Origin of the sequence: Nesterenkonia lutea (assembly GCF_014873955.1) — a bacterium.
GTDB classification, from domain to species: Bacteria; Actinomycetota; Actinomycetes; order Actinomycetales; family Micrococcaceae; genus Nesterenkonia; species Nesterenkonia lutea.
The window spans coordinates 133,340-153,716 of sequence record NZ_JADBED010000001.1 but is presented as its reverse complement, the minus strand read 5'-3'; the positions used below and the strand labels follow the sequence as shown (position 1 = coordinate 153,716).

General features: G+C 68.8%; 13 protein-coding genes and 2 tRNA genes. 6 read left to right on the top strand and 9 right to left on the bottom strand.

Going from position 1 to position 20,377, the window contains the following annotated elements; translation table 11 throughout:
* The first annotated feature begins 47 nt into the window (after nucleotides 1-47).
* Genes H4W27_RS00715 through H4W27_RS00705 form a run of 3 tightly spaced genes read left to right on the top strand, consistent with a single transcriptional unit; the run spans nucleotide 48 to nucleotide 5,415 of the window.
* Nucleotides 48-1,457, top strand: a complete 1,410-nt coding sequence (locus H4W27_RS00715; protein WP_192594234.1) for an MFS transporter — start codon at nucleotides 48-50, stop codon at nucleotides 1,455-1,457.
* On the top strand, nucleotides 1,457-3,841 hold the full coding sequence (locus H4W27_RS00710) for a molybdopterin oxidoreductase family protein (protein ID WP_192594233.1): 2,385 nt from the start codon (nucleotides 1,457-1,459) through the stop codon (nucleotides 3,839-3,841). Before H4W27_RS00715 ends, H4W27_RS00710 begins: the two co-directional genes overlap by 1 nt.
* Entirely contained in the window at nucleotides 3,838-5,415 is a 1,578-nt protein-coding gene (locus H4W27_RS00705; protein WP_192594232.1) for an FAD-dependent oxidoreductase, read from the top strand. The genes H4W27_RS00710 and H4W27_RS00705 overlap by 4 nt, the downstream gene beginning before the upstream one ends.
* On the opposite strand, the gene H4W27_RS00700 is transcribed toward H4W27_RS00705, so the two are convergent.
* From H4W27_RS00700 to nirB, 3 genes are read right to left on the bottom strand one after another with little or no spacing between them, the layout of a single operon-like run.
* Nucleotides 5,405-6,544 carry a uroporphyrinogen-III synthase gene (locus H4W27_RS00700; RefSeq protein WP_192594231.1) on the bottom strand — a complete coding sequence of 380 codons (1,140 nt, stop codon included), beginning with the start codon at nucleotides 6,542-6,544 and terminating at the stop codon, nucleotides 5,405-5,407. The two genes, H4W27_RS00705 and H4W27_RS00700, sit on opposite strands and share 11 nt — an antisense overlap.
* Nucleotides 6,544-7,359, bottom strand: a complete 816-nt coding sequence (gene cobA / locus H4W27_RS00695) for a uroporphyrinogen-III C-methyltransferase (protein ID WP_192594230.1) — start codon at nucleotides 7,357-7,359, stop codon at nucleotides 6,544-6,546. The genes H4W27_RS00700 and cobA overlap by 1 nt, the downstream gene beginning before the upstream one ends.
* On the bottom strand, nucleotides 7,356-10,058 hold the full coding sequence (gene nirB, locus H4W27_RS00690) for a nitrite reductase large subunit NirB (protein WP_192594229.1): 2,703 nt from the start codon (nucleotides 10,056-10,058) through the stop codon (nucleotides 7,356-7,358). Before nirB ends, cobA begins: the two co-directional genes overlap by 4 nt.
* Before the next feature lie 261 nt (nucleotides 10,059-10,319).
* Here nirB and nirD point away from each other — a divergent pair, with 261 nt between their 5' ends.
* The 3 genes from nirD (at nucleotide 10,320) to H4W27_RS00675 (ending at nucleotide 13,970) form a co-directional block, all read left to right on the top strand.
* Nucleotides 10,320-10,709 (top strand): nitrite reductase small subunit NirD, encoded by a 390-nt coding sequence (gene nirD / locus H4W27_RS00685; protein WP_192594228.1) that lies wholly within the window; start codon nucleotides 10,320-10,322, stop codon nucleotides 10,707-10,709.
* 46 nt (nucleotides 10,710-10,755) lie between these two features.
* Nucleotides 10,756-11,523, top strand: a complete 768-nt coding sequence (locus tag H4W27_RS00680; RefSeq protein WP_318782051.1) for a sirohydrochlorin chelatase — start codon at nucleotides 10,756-10,758, stop codon at nucleotides 11,521-11,523.
* Between the two features lie 287 nt (nucleotides 11,524-11,810).
* On the top strand, nucleotides 11,811-13,970 hold the full coding sequence (locus tag H4W27_RS00675) for a DEAD/DEAH box helicase (protein ID WP_192594227.1): 2,160 nt from the start codon (nucleotides 11,811-11,813) through the stop codon (nucleotides 13,968-13,970).
* A gap of 139 nt (nucleotides 13,971-14,109) precedes the next feature.
* Here H4W27_RS00675 and H4W27_RS00670 read toward each other — a convergent pair.
* From H4W27_RS00670 to H4W27_RS00645, 6 genes are all read right to left on the bottom strand, one after another.
* Nucleotides 14,110-14,183: transfer RNA gene (locus H4W27_RS00670), tRNA-Met, on the bottom strand.
* A 99-nt stretch (nucleotides 14,184-14,282) separates the two neighbouring features.
* Nucleotides 14,283-14,354 (bottom strand) — tRNA-Thr (locus H4W27_RS00665).
* A gap of 141 nt (nucleotides 14,355-14,495) precedes the next feature.
* Nucleotides 14,496-16,634 (bottom strand): DEAD/DEAH box helicase, encoded by a 2,139-nt coding sequence (locus tag H4W27_RS00660; protein ID WP_192594226.1) that lies wholly within the window; start codon nucleotides 16,632-16,634, stop codon nucleotides 14,496-14,498.
* Between the two features lie 399 nt (nucleotides 16,635-17,033).
* Nucleotides 17,034-17,660, bottom strand: coding sequence for an MOSC domain-containing protein (locus H4W27_RS00655; protein WP_192594225.1), 627 nt, complete (start codon nucleotides 17,658-17,660; stop codon nucleotides 17,034-17,036).
* Nucleotides 17,653-18,822 (bottom strand): cystathionine gamma-synthase, encoded by a 1,170-nt coding sequence (locus H4W27_RS00650; protein WP_192594224.1) that lies wholly within the window; start codon nucleotides 18,820-18,822, stop codon nucleotides 17,653-17,655. Before H4W27_RS00650 ends, H4W27_RS00655 begins: the two co-directional genes overlap by 8 nt.
* Entirely contained in the window at nucleotides 18,819-20,354 is a 1,536-nt protein-coding gene (locus tag H4W27_RS00645; protein ID WP_192594223.1) for a pyridoxal-phosphate dependent enzyme, read from the bottom strand. Before H4W27_RS00645 ends, H4W27_RS00650 begins: the two co-directional genes overlap by 4 nt.
* Nucleotides 20,355-20,377: the final 23 nt, after the last annotated feature.

The following is a 20,377-nucleotide window of genomic DNA, read 5'->3' as shown; positions in this document are numbered from 1 at the left end:
CATTGCGCGGCGCAGCCACGTGAGACGCCAGGAAGCAGGACATCAGGATGAACCCGCAGCTCTCCACGACAGAGGCCCCCGCACGGACGACCACCGGCCCCGCCGACCCCACCGACCGACTGGTGCTGGAGGACGGACGCTGGATCACGAACTGGCAGCCCGAGAACACAGACTTCTGGGAGGGCCCGGGACGGTCGACGGCGCGCCGGAACCTGATCTGGTCCATCTTCTGCGAGTTCCTGGGCTTCGCGGTCTGGCAGCTGTGGTCGGTGACCGTCGTCTTCCTCCCGCTGGCGGGCTTCGACCTGACCACCTCTGAGCAGTTCTGGCTGGTCTCGCTGCCCCCGCTGGTCGGAGCCACCCTGCGCATCCCCTACAGCTTCATGGTGGCTCTGGTGGGCGGTCGCAACTGGACCGTCATCTCCGCGCTGCTGCTGCTGATCCCCACCGTGTCCATGGCACTCACCCTGGGCAACCCGGAGACTCCGCTGTGGGCGCTGTTCGCCATCGCGGCGGCTGCCGGCTTCGGCGGAGGCAACTTTGCGTCCTCGATGGCCAACATCACCTATTTCTATCCGGCCCGGGAGAAGGGTGCCGCGCTGGGTCTCAACGCAGCCGGGGGAAACCTGGGAGTGGCGGTGGCGCAGTTCACCGTCCCGCTCGTGGTCACGGCCTTCGCCTTCGGAGCGCTGCAGCCGAACCTTCCGGCCGCCGGACTCTTCTGGATTCCCTTCATCCTGTTCGCCGCCTGGGGCGCGAGGAAGTACATGCACAACCTCTCCCACGCGAAGAATGACATCAGGGGCTCGCTCTCGGCGCTGAAGGAGAAGCATCTCTGGATCATCTCGCTGATCTACATCGGCACCTTCGGGTCCTTCATGGGATTCGGCTCTGTCTTCCCCACGCTGATCAACATGCAGTTCCCGGAGTTCTCCAGCTTCCAGCTGCTCGGGGCGGCACTCTCGCTGGCCTTCATGGGACCGCTGGTCGGCTCTCTCGCCCGGCCCTACGGCGGCAGACTCGCCGACCGCGTGGGCGGCGCTCGGGTGACCATCGCCAGCTTCCTGGCGATGGCGGCCGTCACCGCCACTGTCGTGCTCACGCTGCAGCTGGCGAACTTCTGGCTCTACCTGGTCCTGTTCCTGGCGCTGTTCACACTGACCGGCGTCGCCAACGGCTCGAGCTACCGGATGATCCCGATGGTCTTCCGACTCTCGGTCCATCCGGCAGATCGGGTGGGTCACGAGCGCAAGGCCTCATCCGCTCTGGGCCTGATCGGAGCGATCGGCGCCTACGGAGGCTTCGCCATCCCGCAGATCCTGCGCATCGCCAATGAGTCCACCGGGTCCTTCGACATCGCCTTCTGGGTCTTCGCCGCCGGATATGTGGCTCTGGCAGGGCTGACCTGGGTGGTCTACATGCGACCAGGGACCGTCTTCGCCCGGGCGAACGTCTGATGCGGACCCCCGTGAAGCTGCAGGATTCCGCTGAGACGACTCAGGAGCAGAGCACCCGCAGCGTGACCACGCACTGTCCGTACTGCGCCCTGCAATGTGCCATGCGGCTGAGCATCACCGAGAAGCCGCGCTCAGCACCGAGCATCACCGTCGAGGGTGCCGACTTCCCGACCAACCAGGGACGTCTGTGTCGCAAGGGCAGCACCTCGGCCGAGCTGCTGACCGGCCGCACCGACCGGCTGACCGCCCCGCTGATGGCTGTCCGGGACCAGGACGGCGAGCGCACGGGTGAGTTCCGCGAGGTCACCTGGGGACACGCTCTGGACCATGTCGCTGACCGAGTGAGAAGCATCCAGCAGGCCCATGGTGTCGACTCGGTGGGAGTCTTCGGGTCCGGAAGTCTGACGAACGAGAAGACCTATGCCCTCGGCAAGTTCGCCCGCGTGGCGCTGGGCACCTCCCAGATCGACTACAACGGCCGGTTCTGCATGTCCTCGGCCGCGAAGGCCTCGACCATGGTCTTCGGCCTGGATCGGGGACTGCCCTTTCCGCTGACCGATCTGGACGCGGCCTGCACCATCCTGCTGCTGGGCTCCAACGTCGCCGACACGATGCCTCCCTTCGTCCAGCATCTGCAGGGCGCGATGTCCAAGGGAGGGCTCATCGTGGTGGACCCGCGGCGCAGCGCCACCGCGGAGCTCACCGCGGAGGGCGGCGGGTTCCACCTCGCGCCGACCCCCGGAGGTGACCTCGTGCTGCTGCTGGCTCTGGCCAATGTGCTCTTCGAGGAGGGTCATGCGGACCAGCAGTACCTGCAGCAGCGGGTCAACGGACTTGACGAGTTCCGCCGCTCAGCGGCTGCCTGGTGGCCCGAAAGGGCGCAGGGCGCCACCGGGGTCGGCGCGGACCAGATCCGGTTCATCGCGCGCCGGCTCGGCTCAGCGGCGGCACGGGCGCGCTCGGGCGGCGATCCCGTCTTCATCCTCACCGGACGCGGGGTCGAGCAGCACCGCGACGGCACCGACACTGCTCGGGCCGCCATCAGCCTCGCCCTCATCCTCGGACTGCCCGGCAGCACGCAGCCGGTGGAGACAGGGGCTCCCGACACGCACAATCCAGAGATGCAGCCTCGGGGCCGCGGCGGTTACGGCACTCTGACCGGACAGGGCAACGGGCAGGGCGGCCGGGAGATGGGACAGAAGTCCGACCAGCTCCCCGGGCTGCGGTCCATCAGCTCCGAAGATGATCGCGCCCACATCGCCGCGGTCTGGGACGTGGACCCGAAGTCCATCCCGGGCCCCGGGACGCCTGCCACCGAGCTGCTGCACACCATGGGCACCCACAGCGAGGAGGGAAGGCCCGGAGTGCGGGCACTGCTGGTCCATGGCTCCAATGTCGCGGTCTCCGCCCCGGACACCGGCCGGGTGCTGAAGAACCTCCGCGCGCTCGACCTGCTCGTGGTCGCTGACTTCTTCCTCTCCGAGACGGCGGCAGAGGCCGACGTCGTCCTTCCGGTCCTGCAGTGGGCGGAGGAGGACGGGACCATGACCAATCTGGAGGGGCGCCTGCTGCGCCGGCGTCAAGCGGTCCAGCCCCCGACCGGCTGCCGCTCAGAGCTGTGGATCTTCGCCGAACTGGCCCGTCGCCTGGGCCGTCCCACCGGTTTCCCGGTGGATCCCGCGGAGGTCTTCGACGAGATCCGCCGCGCCACAGCAGGAGCCCCCGCCGACTACTCAGGCATGAGCTGGGAGCAGCTGGATTCCGGGCATGCCGGATATTGGCCGCACCCGGCGGCGGAGAAGACGGGGCCGACGGGGCGGAAGGAGACGATGGCGCTGACTGACTCCGCGGAGACCGCCGCCCTCGGCACAGTCGCCGGGCCGCGTGAACTCACCCTGACCGGTGAACCGATCATCGGCACCCCGCGCATGTTCGAGTCGACCTTCGCTCATGCCGACGGCAGGGCGAAGCTGAGCGCGATCCGACCGCGTCGCCAGGCGAGCCCCCAGACCGATGAGCTGACCTTCACCACGGGGCGGCTGATGGAGCATTACCAGTCAGGAAATCAGACCCGCCGAGTCCCGGCGCTGGACGCGGCGCATCCTGAGGTCACCGTCCAGATCCACCCGGCGACCGCCCGACAGTTCGGACTCCAGGAGGGCGGTTATGCGGTGGTCGAGAACGCGCAGGGAGCCATGACGGCCAGAGTGCGCCTGGATGAGAGCATCCGAGCCGACACGATCTTCGCGCCCTTCCACTTCTCCGGCAGGGCGGCCGCGAATGCATTGACCAGAGGCCTGACCGATCCACATTCGAAGATGCCCGAGTTCAAGAACACCCCGGTCCGAATCCGTCCCGCCGATGCCCAGGAGGCAGCCGCATGAACCCCGCGAGCAGTGACAGCGCCGCCCCCGCGAGGATCGTCATCCTCGGGTTCGGTCCGGTGGCGGCACGACTGGTGGACGAGCTGCTCGATGAGGTGACCGAGGGCAGGATCCGGCTGACCATCATCGGAGCTGAGTCCGAGCCCGCCTATCAGCGCATCCGCATCGGCGACGTCTCCGTGGGTCGCCTCCAGCCGGAGGACCTCGCCGTCTCCGATGTGGATCAGCTGCGAGACAGCGGAGTCACAGTGCACACCTCCGCCAGGGCCACCAGGATCGACCGCGCCGCCCAGCTGGTCCTGCTCGAGGGGGGTGACGCTGTCCCCTATGACCGGCTGGTGCTCGCCACAGGCGCTGAACCGATGATGCCGACCCTGGAGGTTGAATCTCGGCGCGCCGGCACCATCGACGCCGAGCTGCGGACCACGCAGCTCCCGGAGGGGATCATGGCGCTGCGCGAGATGGGTGATGCGCTGCGCCTGGCCGCTGTGGTGCGCCGCGCCGAGCCCGTGGTCGTGCTCGGCGGGGGCGTGCTCGGTGTCGAGGCGGCGCTGGCCATCGCGGAGGTGGGCTCCCCGGTGACCCTCGTCCACCGGGGCAATGTGCCCATGGGTCGCCAGATCGACACGGACGCGGGCATGCTGCTGCGCCGCGAGCTGATCAGTGCCGGCGTGAAGGTGCGCGCGGCGGCCGACATCACCACAGTGGTCTCCGAATCAGGGCGCCTCGCCGCGGTGCGCACCTCCCTGGGCGAGAAGATCCCGGCCTCCCTCCTCGTGCTCTGCACCGGGGTGCGGGCCCGTGACGGGCTGGCCGCAGACGCAGGGCTGTCCACCCGCTGGGGCGTGATGACCGACGCACAGTGCCGCAGCCTCACCGACACGAGGATCTTCGCCATCGGTGACTGTGCCACCGTGGACGGTCGAGAGCCCTCCGGACTGATCGCGCCCGGATGGCAGCACGCGGAGACCGCTGCCGAGTCCCTGTGCGAAGACCTGGGACTGAGCCGGGGGATCGAGCGTGATGCCTCCGGGACGCCGGTGAGCATGCAGACCGGCGCAGGCCTGGACGTGATCCTGGTGAAGTCCAAGACGTTGAACGTGGCGTGCGCCGGAACCACCGACGTGGACCCCTGGGATCCGGACTCCCCCAGCGTCTCCACCTGGTCGGATCCCAAAGGTGGTCAGTACCTGCGCATCGTCTCGGAGCAGGACAGGCTGCTGGGCTTCGTCTCCGTGGGCATGCCGCGCTCCGCCGCAGAGCTGGCGATGCATGCCGGTCGGGGCACCATGCCGGTGGCCGACCGCACGGCGCTGCTCGCGGCAGAACATGCCACGCGAGAGGCGCAGCTGGGGCCCCACGATGTGCTGTGTCGGTGTGCCGGCACCACGCTGAGCCAGGTCGAAGAGGCTGCGGCCTGCGCCGCCAGCGTGTCCGAGGTGGGCGATGCCTGCCGGGCGGGCACCGGCTGCGGGACCTGTCACAACCGGATCGAGAAGCTCCTGCAGAGCGCAGAGGCCCAGCGGGAGACTCCGCGGCAGAGGCAGCCAGAGGTGCAGCCGCTCACACGGTGAGCCGGTACCCGCGTTTCACCACGGTGCTGACCAGTCCGGGGACGGGCAGCGATTTGCGCAGCCGGGAGACCCACATCTCCAGCGCATGTTCGGAGTCGCACTGCCCCAGCACCTGCATGAGGTGTTCGCGAGAGAGCACCGCACCTTCGGCCTTCACCAGAGCACGCAGCAGAGACAGCGGGCCGGGGGGCAGCCGGACCGGGTCATCGCTGACCGCGGGGAGCCGCACCTCGGAGCCGCGCAGCTCCACCAGACCATGCCGGGTCGTGATGCGCAGCGTATGGTGCTCCTCCAGATGATCGCAGACCAGCTTGATCATGGCACCGAGTCGCCACCGAGACGGGATGATCGGGCTCAGCCCTGCGTCGTAGAGCGGTCCTGCCGTCACCGCCCCGACCGCCGCGCAGACCACGTCTGAGCGCAGCGCCTCGACCAGCGCCTCTGACCGGTTGTACTGGCGGGCCACCGATAGGAAGGCCTCCACAGCGGGGGCGGCGGTGAAGGTCACCAGATCGAGCTGCCGGTCGATGACCGCATCGACCATGCGCAGCAGGTCGGAATCCTCATCCGGCTTGGTCCAGGTGTAGGGCAGCACCGAGACCACGGTCGCCCCGGCGGCCTGAATCCGTTCGATCTGAGAATCATCGCTGGCCCCGTGCTGCTGCAGCGCCACCGTCTTGCCCGCGACGTCGCGGGCAAGCAGCATGTCCACCACGGTGGCCGTCCGTTCATCCTCGGCGGCGCCGTCGTCGTCGAGCCCAGCGGCCCGCACAGCTCCGCGCGCCTTCGGTCCGCGCACCAGGATGACCGCCCGGTCCAGCGTCTCGAAGAGCTCAGTGCCCAGACCGTAGGCGTCTGCGGCCTCCGCCCAGCGGCGCATCCCGTAGGCGGTGGTGATGATGGCAAAGTCGGGTGCCGCCTCGATCACGTGCCGGGTGTCCCGCTGCAGCGTCACCGATTCGGTGAGCGCCACGATCCGCAGCGCAGGAGCATGCATGACCTCGGCCCCGCGGCGCTGGAAGGCGCAGATGAGATCCTCGCTGCGCCGGTCTGAGGTGATGCCGATCCGGAAGCCCGCCAGCGTCTGAGGGACCTGCGTGGACGGGTCCGGGGAGGTGAGAACCGTCATCAGAGCACCGCCCCGGCCATGGCACGGATCACGCGTTCTCCGGCGGCCCCGGGTAAAGCGTCGGAATCGCTGCTGGCCTCGCCGGAGCACGGCTCGGCCGCGGCCAGACGGACCACCTCCCCGATGATCAGCACCGACGGCGAGCGCAGCCGGGCGGCGGCGGCCACCCCGAGCATCTCGGAGAGCGGGGCGATGAGCACCCGCTGGTCCTCGCTGAAGCCATGTTCCACGATCCCCACCGGGGTGTCAGCCGCCATGCCCTGCCGCTGCAGTCCGGCCATCGTGTGACCCAGTGTTCCCACGCCCATCAGGATCACCGCCGTGCCGCCCAGCGCGGTGAGGCCGGCCAGCTCCTGCTCGCTGAGCGGGTCGTGCCCGGAGATCACGGTGAACGACTTGGACACGTTGCGCGCCGTGACCGGGATCCCCGCTGCGGCCGGCACAGCGATGGCCGAGCTGATCCCGGGAACCACGGTCACCGGGATGCCCGCCTCCCGACAGGCCTCGACCTCTTCGCTGCCCCGGCCGAACACGAACGGATCTCCGCCTTTGAGCCGGACCACGCGACGGCCGCTGCGGGCGGAGGCCACCATCATCTTCTGGATGTTCTCCTGGGTGACCCGGTGGTGTCCGGGTCGCTTGCCCACGTCGTAGAGCTCCGCCGCGGGAGCCCATTCGCGCAGGCCCTCGGTCGGAGCCAGCCGATCATAGAAGACGACGTCGGCGACGGCGAGGGCGTCTCGTGCGCGCACGGTCATCAGGTCTGCGGCCCCAGGTCCGCCGCCGATGAGTGTCACTTCTCCGGTGCCCCTCATGAGCTCCCCTCCGCCGCAGCCATGTTCGCCGCATCTTCGCGTGCCATCTCCTCGCGGACCGGGATGCGGGGCCCGGTCAGCAGCACCGGTCCCTCTCCGGACTCGGCGGCGGCCCGCTCCGCCTCGGTGGCGGGTCGACGCTGGCCGCGTTCAAGCACGTAGGCCAGCCCGGTGTCCGGCGCGTCGGGAGCGTTGACGAAGCTGCGGAAGCGGCGGAGCCGCTCCGGGTCCCGCAGAGTGGCCGCCCATTCATCCTCGTAGCCGTCCACGTGCTCGGCCACTGCGGCCTCAAGGTCGGCGCCGATTCCCAACGAGTCCTTCACCACGACGTCGTAGACGTGGTCGACTCCGCCGGGAAGCTCCTCCATCCACCTCGCCGTGCGCTGGAGCCGGTCTGCGGTGCGGACGTAGTACATGACGTATCTGTCGATGTAGCGCAGCAGCGAGTCATCGTCGAGGTCCTTGGCGAGCAGCTGTCCATGAGCCGGAGTGGCTCCGCCGTTGCCTCCGACGTACATGTTCCACCCGTCGGTGGTGGCTATCACGCCCACATCCTTGGCTCGTGCCTCGGCACACTCGCGGGCGCAGCCCGAGACGCCGAACTTCATCTTGTGCGGCGAGCGCAGCCCGCGGTACCGATTCTCCAGTCTGATGCCCATCGCGACCGAGTCCTGCACGCCATAGCGGCACCAGCTGGAACCGACGCAGGACTTCACGTTGCGCAGCGCCTTGCCGTAGGCCTGGCCCGATTCGAAGCCGGCATCGACCAGTCGGCGCCAGATGGCGGGCAGCTGTTCGAGCCGCGCGCCGAACATGTCCACCCGCTGGGCGGCGGAGATCTTGGTATAGAGGTCGAAGTCGGCGGCGACCTCGGCGATCACCTTGAGCTTCTGCGGGGTGATCTCCCCGCCCGGGATCCGCGGCATGACCGAATAGGTGCCGTCCTTCTGCATATTGGCCAGGGCGCGGTCGTTGGTGTCCTGCAGGGTGCCTCGTCCTGCTTCCAGGATGTACTCGGCGCCGTGCTGCGCGGCGAGGATCGAGGCCACTGCGGGCTTGCAGATGTCGCAGCCCAGATTGATGCTGGGATCCGCCGGCGTGCCGAACCGAGTGACGATCTGGGTGAAGGAGGTCAGCTGGGTGGCCCGCACCGCCTCGAAGAGCTCGGCCCGGGAATGCGCGAAGTGCTCACACAGCGCCTTGGAGACGTCCATCCCGAGGGAGAGCATCTGCTTCTCCATGATCTTCTTCGCCATCGGAATGCAGGAGCCGCACTGGGTGCCGACCTTGGTGCAGCTCTTCATCGCCGCCATGTCGGTGCAGGGCGGCGTCTTGTCATCCCCGGCCACGGCGGACCTGATGGTCCCGGCGCAGACGTCCTTGCAGGAGCAGACCTGCGCGTCGTCGGGCAGATCCATGTCCAGCTCCCCTCCTCCGGAGGCGGAGAGGAAGGCCCCGGGGGCCGCGGGAAGTTCTCGGCCCAGCAGCGGGCGCAGCGAGGAGTAGGGGCTCGCGTCGCCGACGAACACGCCGCCCAGCAGGGTGGTGGCATCGTCGGTGACCACGATCTTCTGGTAGACCCCGCCGACGGCGTCGGCGTAGACGACCTCCAGGGCACCGGGCGTCTCGGCGAACGCGTCGCCGAAGGATGCCACGTCCATTCCGGCGAGCTTCAGCTTGGCGGCGGTGTCGAATCCGTCGAAGGCGGCCGCGCCGCCGCTGAGCCTGTCGGCGACCACCTCGGCCATGGCGTTGGCCGGTGCGACCAGACCCATCGAGACTCCCTGGTAGCTGGCCACCTCGCCGATGGCCCAGATGTTCTTCGTCGAGGTGGCGCAGGTCTCGTCGATGACGACTCCCCCGCGCTCGGCGCATTCCAGGCCTGCCTCCGCGGCAAGCTCATCCCGGGCGGTGATGCCGATGGCCGCCACGACCAGATCTGCCGGAAGATCAGGGTTCTCGGTGAACTCGAGGGTGTAGCGGCTGCGTTCCGGAGTCGCCTCGAGGTCCACGGCAAGCCTGCTGGGTCGCTGGCCCAGCTGAAGGCGATACCCCTCCTTCTCCAGCAGGCGGTTCAGCGTGCGCCCGCCGTACTCGTCCACCTGGGCGTTCATCAGCCAGCGACGCGAATGCACCACGGTGACCTCTGCCCCGAGGCCCTTGAGTCCGCCGGCCGCCTCGAGGCCGAGCAGCCCCCCGCCGATCACGACGCAGCGGGCAGGACGGCCGAGCTCGGCGGAGAGATCGGCGGCTCGCTGACGCAGCCAGTCCACGTCCTCCAAGGTGCGGTAGACCGCGATGTGCTCCGCGCCCTCGATCGGCGGGCGGGGCGCCGAGGAGCCGGTGGCGAGCACCAGATCGTCGAAGCCGAGCACCTCGCCCTGTGCGGTGCGCAGGGTCTTGGCCGCAGCGTCGATGCCGGTCACCGCCGTGGACGTATGGAGCTGAACCCGGGGGTCCTGCCACAGCGCCGGATCGCCCAGCAGGAGGTCCTCGGACGCGGCGAAGCGTCGAGACAGTGCGACCCGGTCATAGGGGGCCGAGGACTCTTCGGTGAACACGCTGATCCGCAGACCTTCGGGGTCCCGGGCGATCAGGGCTTCGGTCACCCGGTGGGCGGCCGGGCCTCCACCGACGACGACGATATGCCGGTCGGTCTCTGCCTGGGACGATGCTGTGGATGCTGTGGATGCCTCCATGGGACTTCACCTTCGCGGTAGACGATGAGTGCTGCGAATAGCCTTCACGTCGATCTGGCGCTGATCTGGGTGCTTCTTCCTGGATGCCGGACCGTCGAGGGTTCACCCCAGCCTAGGAACCTGCGATTTCTGGGCGGTGTCGCATTTGTAAAGCCAATATGACGAGGTCCTCATCTCGGCCTGAGAACCGGTGAACTCAACGTCACGAGGGCTTTACATGCATGCGTTCTGGTTGAAACTGCCGGTGCCTACAGTGGTGCCATGAGCATCACGATCGCCGCCCCCGCTGAAACCGCCGCCCAGGTCGCCACCGAGTCCGATGCCACGACACGGCAGTGGCGGCCGGTCTGTCGGCTGGCCGATCTCGAACCCATGTGGGGCGAGGCGGCGCTGATCGGGGGCACCCAGATCGCGCTGGTGCGCCTGTATGAGGATGCCGTCCACGCGGTCTCCCAGTGGGACCCCTTCGCCCGAGCCAACGTGATGTCCCGCGGCATCGTCGGCTCGAAGGCCGGCAGACCGACCATCGCTTCACCGATCCACAAGCAGTCCTACGATCTGCAGACCGGCAAGTGCCTCAGCGAAGAGGGCCTCCAGCTGGACTCCTATGCGGTGCGGGTCGTGGAGGGGACCGTAGAGGTCCATGTCTGAGCGGACGTCCTTGGCCGAGCACGCGTCCATGTCCCAGCATGCGTCCGTGTCCGATCGGCCGTCACGCGCCGCCCTGCTGGCCATCTCCCATGGGACATCCAACCCGGAGGGCCAGCGGCTCGTGGCGCAGCTGGTCCAGCAGGTCAGTGATGCAGCGGCGCAGCGTGGACTCGATCATCTCGTCACCCTCGGTCATGTGGACGTCCAGCAGCCCGATGTGCCGAACAGCCTCGCCGCCCTGCCGGAGTCAATGCCCGCCGTCGTCGTCCCGGTGCTCCTCTCCGCGGGCTTCCACGTGAATGTGGATCTCCGGCGGGACACGGCTGGACTGGACCGGGAGGTGAGGATCAGCGGCGCGCTGGGACCGGATGATCGGCTCGTGGAGCTGATCCTGCAGCGCATGGAGTCCGCCGGTGTCGATGCCGCCCGCGATGCGCTCGTCTTTGCCGCCGCGGGATCCTCAGACCACAGCGCAGTGCGCGACTGCCGAGAGATGGCCTCGCGGCTGCAGGCCCGGCTCGGCGGCCCGGTCCAGGACGCATATCTGTCCTTCGCGGAGCCCTCCGTGCCCGAGGCCGTGGCCTCCGCCCGAGCGCACACGGCACAGAGCGGGGGCCGAGTCATCCTGCTCAGCTACCTGCTGGCGCCGGGCTATTTCCAGAGCATGCTCGAGCGGGCGGGAGCGGACCTGGTGACGAGTCCGCTGCTGCCCGTCGGATCAGAGCATGCGCCGAGAGAGCTGGTGGAGATCGTCCTCGATCGATTCGCTGCGGGACTGGCAGAACTGACCCCGGTCTCGCACGCGGCGCGCTGACAGCTCGCGCGGCCCGACAGCATCCGTTCGTTCCGACTGGTCTAGTCGGAACGCCCACGTCGTGGCGGTGTCCGGACGCCGTTGGGGTCGTGAACGCTCTCTCGAGGGCTGAGATTCGCCCAGCACGCGGTACGCTGGCTGGACCCCCTCCCGGCTGGGCACGTCCGACGCGTTGATCTCTTGCGAATCCGCTGGACCAGCTTGTGCTCCGGGACGTGTCTGCCGAGACTGCTCGCACGTCCCCCGCCCCGCCGTGGGTGCCGTGCGGGCACCGTCCGCCGGCGTGAATGACCAATGCTTTCGAGGAGGACTCCGTGGCTCGAGGAGCCCAGCGCAAGAACGGCGCGAGTACGCGCACCCGCCGGCGGCCCCGCCGCAACGACGGCGGCATCATCCGGCTGCTCGCCCAGGTGGTCCGCGAGGTCGAGTCCTCGGTCCAGCGTGGTCGTGACCTGCCCTCGATCCGGACCAAGTTCCAGGTCGTGGCGCTTCTCATGCGCGAGGAGCGCGCTCGCGTCAAGGCGGAGGAGACGAAGCTGGGGGCTCGGGGCGCCGAGGAGCTGAAACGGCTCGACGGCATCGCCACCATCCTCGCGACGACGGCGGCCCGGGATCCCTCCCTGCTCGGGCTGCTCGCCGATGACGCCGTCGTCTCTGATCGTGCACGCGCACTGCGCCGCGAGCTCCTCCAGACGGCCGGCATCGAGGTGCCTGAAGATCCCGCCGCGCAGCCCGAACCGGCCGCGCCCAAGGCGGACACGCAGCGCCGGGTGGTGCCCGTGTCGGTGGAATCTCGCCAGCTCGCGAACCCGTTCCTCGAGCCTGATTACTCCGCCGTCGCCAAGCGCCCCGCCGAGCCTCGCCGCCTCGTCGGCTGGGAGCTCGTCGAACCGCTGATGAAGTCATTCTCCGACGGCGGCGCGCTCTCGTGCATGGACCTGCCGGAGCCGACCACCGCCGGGGCTGCCCGGGGGCTGGAACTCATGCCGCATCAGGCACGACTGGTCGCCGCTGCGGCGGCAGGACACCGGACGTTCCTGCTTGCCGACGAACCTGGCCTGGGCAAGACTGCACAGGCGCTGCTCGCCGCTCAAGCGGCGGACGCCTACCCGCTGCTCGTCGTCGTTCCGAACGTGGTGAAGATGAACTGGGCGCGCGAGGCCATGCTGTGGACGCCCAACCGCCCCGCGACCGTGGTCCACGGCGACGGGGACAGGATCGATGGCTTCGCGGACATCATCATCGTCAACTATGAGGTGCTCGACCGGCACGCGGGCTGGCTCCGCGAGCTGGGTCTGCGCGGGATGGTGGTCGACGAGGCGCACTACATCAAGAACCCGAAGTCGCAGCGGTCCCAGAACGTGCTGCAGCTCTCCGAACGCATCCGTTCGCGGGTCGCCGACCCGCTGCTGATCGCGCTCACCGGCACACCGCTGATCAACGATATCGAGGACTTCAAGGCGATCTGGCAGTTTCTCGGCTGGATCGACGAGACCAGGCCGATCGGTGAGCTGATGGGCGCGCTCGAGCGGACAGGTCTGACGCCCGCCGACCGCGGCTTCTCCGCCGCCGCTCGAGCGGCCGTCGTCGACCGTGGCATCGTGCGGCGACGCAAGGCGGATGTGGCCGCGGACCTGCCCGCCCGCCGCGTGGCAGACGTCCCGGTCGAGCTCGACGACGAGGCCGGGCGGTCCATCCGGGCCGCCGAGCAGAGCCTCGCTCGTCGCCTCGTCACGCGCTATGAGCGGGCGCGGGCGGCGCAGGCGTCAGGCGACGTCGTCGAGGGCATCGACCGCGTCCTCGTGCGCCAGGTCGCCGCGCAGGAGCGGGCGAGCAAGGCGACGAAGAAGTCCAACGAGAACGTGTTCACCATGACGCGACGCATCGGCCAGGCGAAGGCCGGCCTCGCGGCCGACTACGCCGCGCAGCTCGCCCGCAGCGCTGGCAAGGTCGTCTTCTTCGCCAAGCACATCGATGTCATGGACATCGCCGAGGGGACCTTCGCCAAGCAGGGCATCCGGTACGCCTCCATCCGCGGCGACCAGACGGCATCGGCTCGACAGAAGCACATCGACGCGTTCACCAACGACCCGGACGTCGCCGTCGCCGTGTGCTCGTTGACCGCCGCCGGCGTCGGGATCAACCTGCAGGTCGCCTCGAACATGGTGCTGGCGGAACTCTCGTGGACCCACGCCGAGCAGACCCAGGCGATCGACCGCATCCACCGCATCGGGCAGGAGGAGCCGGTCACTGCATGGCGGATCATCGCCACGCAGACCCTCGACACGAAGATCGCCGAGCTCATCGACAGCAAGGCGGGGCTGGCGGCTCGGGCGCTCGACGGGAGCGACCAGGAGGTCCCCGACTCAGCCGACGTCCAGCTCGAGGCGCTCGTCACGCTTCTCGAAGATGCGTTGGAAGAACGCGGCAGCAGGCATGAACTCTGACTCCGCACGGCGGATGAGCTGAGCGGGCAGGTCTGGCGCCGGGGACGCCAGGCCTGCCCGCCGTCGGACACACCTCGGGCCCCCACGCAGTGAAGCGTGGGGGCCCGAGGTGTGTCGCTCGCCTGTGCGGCGTCGTCTGTAGCGGTGCCGGGGCTCGATCCCGGGACCTCACGATTATGAGTCGTGCGCTCTAACCAGCTGAGCTACACCGCCATGTGCCGAATCCTGGTCTCCTGGTGGAGACGTCGGAGCCGGCGAAATGAGAAACACCCGCGCCGCGCATCGTGCTGCGCTGCGCGGGCTCCCATTCAGAGCCCCAAGCGGGAATCGATCCCGCGACCTCAGTCTTACCAAGACTGCGCTCTACCACTGAGCTATTGGGGCAACGGCAATAGACTCTACCACCAGTCCAGTGCCGGTCAAAAACCCGTCAGCAGCGAGATCCCTCTCCTGCGACCGGTGGTCCCCACCGCCGCAGATTCAGCTCTGCGACGGTGGATTCCGGGTCCCCTTTCGGGGGGTCGATCACTTCCAGCGGGGCTTGCGATCCTTGTCCCCGAAGCGGCTGCCACCGGTGCTCGGGCGTCCGCCGCGATCACCGGATCCGCCCTCGCGCTTGCCGGCGTAGCCGCCGCGTGAGTCAGCGGAGCTGGAGGGAGCGCCGGAGTCGCGCTCCATCTTCAGCAGCTCGCCGCCGATGCGGGTCTTCGCCAGGGCGGCCCACTGCTCGGAGGAGAGCTTCTCGGGCAGCTCCACCAGGGAGTGCGTGGGACGGATGTCGATGCCACCGATCTCGCGGGCGCTGAGCCCGGCCTCGTTGGCGATGGCGCCGACGATGTGTCCGGGGTTCACGCCGTTGCGACGGCCGACTGCGATCTTGTACATCGCGTTGCCGGGACCGGCGGTGCGTGGTCCCTTGTCGCGCTGGGGACGGTCGGGACGATCGCCGCCAGCGCGATCCTCGCCGACCTCGCGCTTGGACTCACGGACGAGCTCGTCGTCGCGCTTCTCGTCGAGCAGCAGCGGGCGTCCGTCGTGGACCATGGCCACCAGAGCGGCCGCCACGTCCTCGGCGGGGGTGTTGTGCTCCTGGGTGTAGGAGGCCACGAGTCCGCGGTACTCCTCCAGCTCCTCAGAAGCCAGGGTCTCGGTGATCCGCTCCGAGAAGCGCTCCAGCCGCGAGGAGTTCACATCCGCGATGGTCGGCATGGACATCTGCTCGACCGGCTGGCGGGTGGCCTTCTCGATGGACCGCAGCATGCGCTTCTCGCGAGGAGTCACGAACAGGACAGCGTCGCCGGAGCGACCCGCGCGGCCGGTGCGGCCGATGCGGTGCACGTAGGACTCGGTGTCCAGCGGGATGTCGTAGTTGAAGACGTGGGTGATGCGCTCGACGTCGAGACCGCGGGCGGCGACGTCGGTGGCGACCAGCACGTCGATGCGGCCGGACTTCAGGTTCTCCACGGTCTTCTCGCGCAGGTTCTGCGGGATGTCACCGTTGATCGCGGCGGTGCGGAATCCGCGGGCGGCCAGCTTGTTCGAGACCTCTTCGGTGGCCGAGCGGGTGCGCACGAAGACGATGGCGGCGTCATGCGGCTCGGTCTCGAGGATGCGGTTCAGCGCCTCGTTCTTCGCTGAGTGCTTGATCAGCACGAAGCGCTGGCGGGTGTTGGTGCCGGTGGAGGTCTTGGACTTGACCGAGACCTCGACCGGATCGTTGAGGTAGTCCGCGGAGATCCGGCGGATCGCCTTGGGCATCGTGGCGGAGAACAGTGCGACCTGCTTGGTCTTCGGGGTGCGGGCCAGGATCTGGTCCACCTCCTCGGCGAAGCCCATGCGCAGCATCTCGTCGGCCTCATCGAGCACCAGGTGCTTGATCGTGGAGAGGTTCAGCGATCCGCGGGTCATGTGGTCGATCACGCGACCGGGGGTGCCGACGACGACGTGGGCGCCGCGGCGCAGGCCCTCGAGCTGCGGGCCGTAGGGGGAACCGCCGTAGATCGGCAGCACGGTGATGCCGGGGACGCCCTGCGCGTAGGTGGCGAACGCCTCGGCGACCTGGATCGCCAGCTCACGGGTGGGTGCGAGCACCAGTGTGGAGGGGGAGTTTCCCAGCTCTCCGGCGTCGTTGGCGCGAGCCATGTGCGACAGCGCCGGCAGCGCGAAGGCCGCGGTCTTGCCGGTGCCGGTCTGGGCGAGGCCGACGACGTCGCGACCCTGGCTCAGCAGCGGGATGGTCTGCGCCTGGATCGGGGAAGGCGTCTCGTAGCCGAGCTTGGTCACCGATTCCAGCACCCGGGGATCCAGGCCCAGCTCGGAGAACTTCGGGCCCTGGGGCTCCTCAGCGGTCTTCGGCGTCTTCTCGGCCGCGACTGGCGCGGCGGCGGCTGGTGCCGCACCTTCCGGAGCCGGGGTCTCGACAGCGGCAGAGGCGTCGACGGCAGCCTGGGTCTCGGCCGGGGCCTCAGTCGCAGTCTCGGCGGCCGGCTCAGTCTCGTTCTCGGCCGGGGCCTGACCCTCGGCGGCCGGCTCGGCCGCAGTCTCGACGGCCGGCTCGGCCGCAGTCTCGACGGCCGGCTCGGCCGCAGGGATGGACTCGGTCGGCGCTTCGGTGGTGTCCTGAGCCTGTGTCGGCTCGGAGGCGTTGGGATCCTGGATGGTCATGTTGACTCCTCGTCACATGTCATGCGACCGAGAAGACCCCGCTTGGGATCCAGTCCCAGGGCATCTGCGCGTCAACCATCTCTGCTCGAAGAGGCAGGGCAGGCCGGAAGGCGCTGCTCAGAACCTCTGCATGGGCAGGACAGGTTGCTCAGATTCTTGGACGGGACTGGATCAGTCACGGGGACTCGGCCGCTTTGTCGGCTCCGGAGTCGACCCGTGGATACACACAACCCTCAACGAGCTTCCGGCCCCATCTGTACGGGGCACGCTCGGAGTCAGCAAGAGAAAACGGGATTATCCGGAGAATGCCCGTTCAGTCTAGCCCACGTTTCGGGAGCCTGTCGCCTTTGGAGACGAAGCTCACTTCCGGAGCGCCCGAGCAGGTCTGCCCGTCCTGCTTCAGCCCTCGGGCCGGGACTGCGCGGGGCCCCGCATCAGGGCGAGCTCACGGATGCTGGGTCCGGGCGCCTCGGCGATCGAGACCACCTCGGCGGCGTCTCCGGCCTGCACCGTCCCCGGGGTGATGACCTTGAAGTAGGTGCCGGGGCGGCCCGCCTGGATGAATCGCTTCACCCAGCGCTCCTCGTTCAGCCACCTGCCGAAGGTGGCGCAGGGGATCCGCGGGACGGTCACCTCCAGCACCAGACGCTCACCGATGCGCCAGCGCTCGCCCGGCTGCGCGCCGTCGAGGTCCACTCCGGAGAGCCGGAGGTTCTCACCGAAGCTTCCCGTCGGAACCTCCCGGCCCAGCTGCTCGGCCCACCACGCCGCATCCTCCGCGGCATAGGCGTACACGGCTTTGTCTGTCCCGCCGTGGTGCTTGCGATCGGCCTGGACATCACCGTGGAGCCCCAGCGTGCGCACCTGGACCGGGCCGGTGACCGGGCGCTTGTCGATCGCGGAGACGCCCACGGAGCCGGCGTCGTCGGTGAAGAGCTGGCCCACCACGCAGACGGCGTCGACCGTGCCGGTCAGCCCCAGTCGCTGTGCCGCGGCCGCATGGCAGGTGGGTGAGGACTCAGCCACTGGCCGGCAGACCCGCCAGGGCGCGGTCGAGGTCGGCGATGAGGTCCGCGACGTCCTCGATGCCCACGGACAGGCGCAGGAGGTTCTCCGGGACGGCGAGCTCCGTGCCCCGCACCGAGGCGTGGGTCATCTCATGCGGATAGTTCATCAGGGACTCGATTCCGCCCAGGGACTCGGCGAGCACGAAGAGCCTGGTGCCCTCGGCCACCGTGCGGGCCGCCTGTTCTCCGCCGACGAGCTGCACCGAGACCATGCCGCCGAAGCCGCGCATCTGGGTCTTGGCGAGCTCGTGGCCCGGATGATCGGGCAGCCCCGGATAGAGCACACGTTCGACGGCGGGGTGGTCCACCAGGTGCTCGGCGATGGCCTGGGCGTTGCTGCAGTGCCGGTCCATGCGTACCGCGAGGGTCTTCAGCCCGCGAGTGGTCAGGTACGCGTCCAGCGGCCCCGAGATCGCGCCCACGGCGAACTGCTGGAAACCGATCTTGGTGGCCAGCTCATCATCGGAGGTGATCACGGCGCCGCCGACGACATCCGAGTGTCCTCCGATGTACTTGGTGGTGGAGTGCACCACGATGTCGGCGCCCAGCTGCAGCGGCTGCTGCAGGTACGGGCTGGCGAAGGTGTTGTCCACCAGCAGCAGGGCGTTGTTGTCATGGGCGATCTTCGCCAGGGCGGCGATGTCGGTGATCGACATCAGTGGGTTCGAGGGGGTCTCCACCCAGAGCAGCGTCGCGTCCTCGGCCGCCATCTCGGCGGCCACGCGATCCAGGTCGGAGAGGTCCAGCGGGGTGTTGGCGATGCCCCAGTCCCCGTGGATCCGGCTGATCAGGCGGTAGGAGCCGCCGTAGGCGTCGTTTCCCATCACGATGCGCTGGCCCGGGCGCAGCACGGCGCGGATGGTCGCGTCCTCGGCGGCCAGGCCGGAGCCGAAGCTGAACGCATGCTCGCCGCCCTCGAGCGCGGCGAGCTGGGTCTGCAGCGAGGTCCGCGTGGGGTTGCCTGCTCGACCGTAGTCATAGCCCCGGCGCAGGTTTCCGATGCCGTCGGGGGCATAGGTGGTGGAGAAGTGGAGAGGCGGGACCACCGCGCCGTAGACCTCGTCGAGCTCCTGTCCGGCGTGGATGGCGTCAGTGGCGAATCCGTAGCTGTTCTCGGTCATCGGTCCTCCTTCTGCTGGGCACCTGAGAGGTGGGCCAGCAGGTCATTGCGGGTGAGCACTCCGACGATGTCGCCGTTCTCAGCGGCGAGCAGGGTGGGAGTGCTCCTGAGCTTCTTCAGGATCTGCGGGACGGTCTCGGTGATGCCGACCAGGGGCAGGTCGGTCTGCAGGTGATCGGAGACCAGCTCCTCGGGCGTGGCGTGACCCATGATCAGATCCTCGGAGAGGTGAGCCACGTCCACCACCCCGTAGACCTCGCCGATCCGAGCGACCCGCCCGGGCTGGTCGATCACCGGGACGATGTCGATGCCGTAGCGGTTCATCACCGAGACGGCCTCCCGCAGGGTGGTCTCCCGCGAGATCGACACCACTTCGGGCATCGCCGCGGAGAACAGCTCCCGCTTGCCTTCGAGCACGTCTGCCGCGGTGAAGGCCTGGGAGTGGTCCTTGCTGGTCTCTGCCCGGGGGTCGGGAGCTGCGCCACCGATGACGCCCTCGGCCACCGCGTCGGAGAGCTCCTGGGAGGACTTCACGGTGATCTCGACGCCGGAGGAGGTGGAGACGACCTCGCCGAAGCCGTGGTCGATCATCCACTGGTCGTTGAAGATCTTGCCCAGATAGCCGCGTCCGGAATCGGGCAGCACGGCGACCACGACATCCTCGGGGCCCAGGTCCTCAGCGACGCGCAGAGCCGCGACCACGGCGGTTCCCGAGGAGCCGCCCACGAGCAGCCCCTCTTCAGTGGCCAGCCGACGCGCCATCGCGAAGGATTCGGCGTCGGTGATGGAGTGGTGCTCATCGGGGACCGAGGGATCGTAGTTCTTGACCCAGATGTCCTCGCCCACGCCCTCGACGAAGTAGGGGCGGCCCTCTCCCCCGGAGTAGATGGAGCCGTCGGGATCCGCGACCACCACCCGGACCGGACCGGACTCGCGATCGGCCGAGACCTCCTTCAGGTACCGTCCGGTGCCGGTGACGGTGCCTCCGGTGCCGGCACCGACCACCAGATGCGTGACTCGGCCCTCGGTGTCTGCCCAGATCTCCGGACCCGTGGTCTCGTAATGGGAGTTCGGGGCGGCAGGATTGGAGAACTGATCAGGTTTGTAGCCGCCTTCGATCTCCTCGGCCAGCTGATCGGAGATCCCGTAGTAGGACAGCGCCGACTCCGAGGGAACGCCGGCGGGACCCACGACGACGTCGGCCCCGTAGGCGCGCAGCACGTCGCGCTTCTCCTGGGCCACCTTGGGGACCGTGACGAAGACCGCCCGGTATCCCTTCTGCTGGGCGACCAGCGCCAGCCCGACTCCGGTGTTCCCGGAGGTCGGCTCCACCACGACTCCCCCGGGCTTGAGCGACCCGGCGGCCTCGGCCTCCTCGATCATCTTCAGCGCGATGCGGTCTTTGATGGAACCGCCCGGATTCAGGTACTCGAGTTTGACCAGGACAGTGGCGGAGAGGCCTTCGGTGACCCGATTCAGCCGCACCAGCGGGGTGCCGCCGATCAGCTCGACGACGGACTGGGCATAATTCATGCGGCCAACTCTACCGATGCATG